Source organism: Microbacterium sp. (assembly GCF_049661145.1).
GTDB lineage: Bacteria > Actinomycetota > Actinomycetes > Actinomycetales > Microbacteriaceae > Microbacterium.
This window is the reverse complement of sequence record NZ_JBASZT010000269.1, coordinates 1-3,148: the sequence shown is the minus strand read 5'-3', so window position 1 is coordinate 3,148 and position 3,148 is coordinate 1. Positions and strand designations below refer to the sequence as shown.

General features: G+C 73.1%; 4 protein-coding genes. All 4 read right to left on the bottom strand.

Annotated elements, in window-relative coordinates; all coding sequences use genetic code 11:
- On the bottom strand, window positions 1–507 hold a 507-nt coding region (locus tag WBP48_RS11485), incomplete at its 3' end, for a (2Fe-2S)-binding protein (protein ID WP_424440530.1).
- Window positions 504–1,379: an FAD binding domain-containing protein gene (locus WBP48_RS11480; protein WP_424440528.1), complete on the bottom strand. Its 876-nt coding sequence runs from the start codon at window positions 1,377–1,379 to the stop codon at window positions 504–506. The genes WBP48_RS11480 and WBP48_RS11485, both read right to left, overlap by 4 nt.
- 10 nt (window positions 1,380–1,389) lie before the next feature.
- Window positions 1,390–2,748, bottom strand: coding sequence for an 8-oxoguanine deaminase (locus tag WBP48_RS11475; RefSeq protein WP_424440526.1), 1,359 nt, complete (start codon window positions 2,746–2,748; stop codon window positions 1,390–1,392).
- The coding region (locus tag WBP48_RS11470) for an XdhC family protein (RefSeq protein WP_424440524.1) at window positions 2,745–3,148 on the bottom strand (404 nt) is incomplete at its 5' end. The genes WBP48_RS11470 and WBP48_RS11475, both read right to left, overlap by 4 nt.

Genomic DNA, 3,148 nt, shown 5'->3' with positions numbered 1-3,148 from the left:
GCGCTGGTCGGCAGGCGCGCGCTCCGGCTGGTCCGAGGTGGCGGCCGGGCCCGCTCCTCCGGTCTCGCGCACGGGGCCGAGGACCGCCTCGGTGATCGCCTCGCGGATGGGGCGGTAGCCCGTGCAGCGGCAGAGGCTCCCCTTCATCCGGCGCTCGAGATCGGGCAGGTCGTCGGGCGTGAGAGTGGATGCCGTCACGCTCATGCCGGGCGTGCAGAAGCCGCACTGGAAGCCGAAGTGCTCGACGAGCGCCTCCTGCACGGGGTGCAGCTCGTCGCCCGGCGCAAGCCCCGCGGCCGTCGTGACGGTCGAGCCGCCGGCCCGCACGGCCGGGATGATGCACGAGTGGACGGGCTCGCCGTCGAGGATGACGGCGCATGCGCCGCAGTCCCCCGCGTCGCACCCCTTCTTCACCTCGTGGTGTCCGTGTTCGCGCAGGAGCGTCCGCAGGCACTGACCCGGCCGGGGTTCCGCCTCGAGCGGTGCGCCGTTGACCTCGAGCCTCACGCCGTGCCCTCCCCTTCGAACTGCGCTTCGCTCTCGGCGCCGGTTTCCGCTTCGAGCTCGGCGCGGATGCGCTCGGCGAGGACTCCTGCGACCCCGCGCCGCCAATCCGCGGCGCCGAGCGGGTCCGTGTGGTAGCCGGGGGCAGAGGCGACGTGCCCGGCGAGGGACGCGGCATCCGGAATCCCGACGTATCGCAGCACGACGGGGGTCAGCGTCGCCGCCGTGATCGCGAACACCGCGGCGCCGTCGGGATCGATGCGGCCCGTCACGACGGCGCCCGAGCGCCCGTGCTCGGCGAGGGCGATCTTGCGCAGAAGGGCACGCGAGCGCAGGGCGTGCGCGGGCAGCTCGATCGCCCGCAGCACCTCTCCGCTACCGAGGCTGTTCGTGCCGTTGCCCGTCACGAGCTCGGCGACGGGGAGGCGCCGCTCGCCGCCTCCGGGCGTCCACACGACGGCGGTCCCGTCCAGGCCCGCCGCGAGCGAGACCATCGCGCCCGCCGCGAACGATCGGCAGACGTTGCCGCCGACGGTCGCCGTGTTCCAGATCTTGAACGAGGCGAGCAGCGCGTTCGCGGCGTCGGGGACGATCGACAGCGCCGTCCACTCGCGCGGGGGCGGGGCATCCGTCACCCGCCCTTCGGCCCACGCGACAAACTGGGCGATCGTGCACGTCGCGCCGATGCGGAGGCCGCCTGCCGACACCTCGAGCGCGGGCCAGGCGAGGGAGGTCAGGTCGACGAACCCCGTCGCACCCGGCTGCGGCTCGCTCATGAGCCACGTGCCGCCCGCGAGCAGGACCTCGCCCGGTGCGAGGGCGAGGTCGGTGCGCGTCGTCGCGCGGCGATAGCTCGTGATGGTGTCGATGTCCACGGATGCCTCGCTAGAGCCGCCCCGCCAGTTCGCGCGATGCCGCAGCGACCTCTTCCGCGATGATCGGCTCCTCGGCCGTCACGAGCGTCGCGTCCTCGACGATCCCGCGGCCGCCGACGTACAGGCGGTGAAGCGGCGGCATCGCGCCGAGTCCGAGCGCTGCGACGGGATCCAGGATGCCGGCATGCTCGACGCCGTCGACGCGCCAGACGGCGATGTCGGCGACCTTGCCGGGTTCGAGCGAGCCGATCTCGGCGTCGCGCCCGAGGACCCGCGCTCCGCCGATCGTCGCGATGCGCAGGCCGTCACGGACGCTGAACGAGTCTGCGCCCGTGCGGAGGCGGTTCATCAGGACGGCCTCGCGGATCTCGATGCCGAGCTGGCCGGACTCGTTCGACGCGGCGCCGTCGACGCCGAGTCCGACCGGCACGCCCGCGCGCACGAGATCGCGCACGGGCGCGATGCCCGACGCGAGGCGCGCGTTCGAGGACGGGCAGTGCGCGACGCCCGTGCCCGTCGCGGCGTACCGCGCGATCGCGGTGTCGTCGAGATGCACGCAGTGCGCCATCCACACGTCGTCGCCGAGCCACCCGAGGTCTTCGAGGTACTGCGTCGGGCTCTTGCCGAAGCGCTCGGCGCAGTACGCGTCCTCTTCGATCGTCTCGGAGGCGTGCGTGTGCAGGCGCACGTTCAGCGAGCGTGCGAGCACGGCGGCTTCGCTCAGAAGGTCGGCCGTGACCGAGAAGGGCGAGCACGGCGCGATGGCGACGTGAACGAGCGACCCGAACGAAGGGTCGTGGTAGCGCTCGACGGCCTCCGCCGACGCCGCGAGCGCGGCATCCGTCGTCTCGACCGCGAAGTCGGGCGGAAGGCCGCCCTGCGAGGCGCCGCGGTCCATCGAGCCGCGGGTCGCGTGCAGGCGCACGCCGACGCGCTGCGCTGACTCGACGATCGCTCCGACGATGTCGCCCGAGCCCTTGGGGAAGATGTAGTGGTGGTCGCCGACGGTCGTGCAGCCCGACCGGGCGAGCACCGCCATCGCTCCCGCGGCACCGGATCCCGTCAGGCCGGCATCGATGCGCGACCACAGCGGGTACAGCGCCGTGAGCCAGTCGAAGAGGAGCGCATCCTGCGCGTAGCCGCGCGTGAGCCACTGATAGAGGTGGTGGTGCGTGTTGACGAGGCCCGGGGTGACGAGGCATCCCGTCGCGTCGACGATCTCAGCGCCCTCGCGCGCCGCGGCAGGGGCGGGGCCTGCACCGACCGCCGTGATGACGCCGTCGTCGACGATGACGTGGCCGACGGCGTGCTCGGTGCCGGCGGCATCCACCGTCACGACGTAGCCGCCCTCGATGATCGTGCGTGTCATGCCCGGAATCCTTCGTGTGCATCGGCGGGGGTGGGGTCAAGGGCTCCGGTCGAGCAGGAGGCGCCGGCATCCGTCTCTGCCGTCGACAACGCGTGCTCTCGCCGAGAGCCCACGCTATTCGCGCGGATATCGTGTGCATTCGGCGAGAGCACGTGTTCTCGACGGTCCGAGCGAGCGTGGAGCGGGCCGTCGAGCTCGCGGAGGGGGATGCCGGAGCCGCCGTGACGCGACGCTACGATCTCGGCGAGCACCGAGAGCGCGGTCTCGTCGGGCGACGCTCCGCCGAGGTCGAGGCCGAGGGGGGAGTGCAGCCGAGAGAGCGTGACCTCGTCGAGGCCGGTCTCGCGCAGCATCCGGAGCCGGTGCGCGACCGTCGAGCGCGCGCCCATCGCCCCGACGA

Bases quoted from the DNA above. Each gene is read 5' to 3' on its own strand.
- WBP48_RS11475 (WP_424440526.1), bottom strand. From the start codon at position 2,748: ATGACACGCACGATCATCGAGGGCGGCTACGTCGTGACGGTGGATGCC.